Below are 583 nucleotides of genomic sequence, written 5' to 3'. Positions count from 1 at the left end.
CTCAGCGTGAGTACTATCTGAATGAGCAAATGAAAGCCATTCAGAAAGAGATCGGCGAGATGGATGACGCGCCGGACGAAAACGAAGCGCTGAAGCGTAAGATCGACGCGGCGAAAATGCCGAAAGAGGCCAAAGAGAAAGCCGAAGCAGAACTGCAGAAGCTGAAAATGATGTCTCCAATGTCGGCTGAAGCGACCGTCGTGCGCGGCTATATCGAATGGATGGTTCAGGTTCCCTGGAATGCCCGCAGCAAGGTCAAAAAAGACCTGCGTCAGGCGCAGGAGATCCTGGATACCGACCACTACGGCCTTGAGCGCGTGAAAGACCGCATTCTTGAGTACCTCGCAGTCCAGAGCCGTGTGAACAAAATCAAAGGCCCGATTCTGTGCCTGGTGGGACCACCGGGGGTAGGGAAAACCTCTCTGGGTCAGTCCATCGCCAAAGCGACCGGACGTAAGTATATCCGTATGGCGCTGGGTGGCGTACGCGATGAAGCGGAGATCCGCGGTCACCGTCGTACCTACATCGGTTCTATGCCGGGTAAACTGATCCAGAAGATGGCGAAAGTGGGCGTTAAAAACCC

General features: G+C 54.9%; 1 protein-coding gene. It reads left to right on the top strand.

Annotated elements, in window-relative coordinates:
- On the top strand, nucleotides 1–583 hold a 583-nt coding region (locus tag AC0DBE_RS21550; protein WP_472963722.1), incomplete at both ends, for an AAA family ATPase.

The organism is Bacillus sp. VA15, assembly GCF_055721145.1.
The sequence above is the reverse complement of the archived record's forward strand: the minus strand, read 5'-3'. Positions and strand labels throughout refer to the sequence as shown.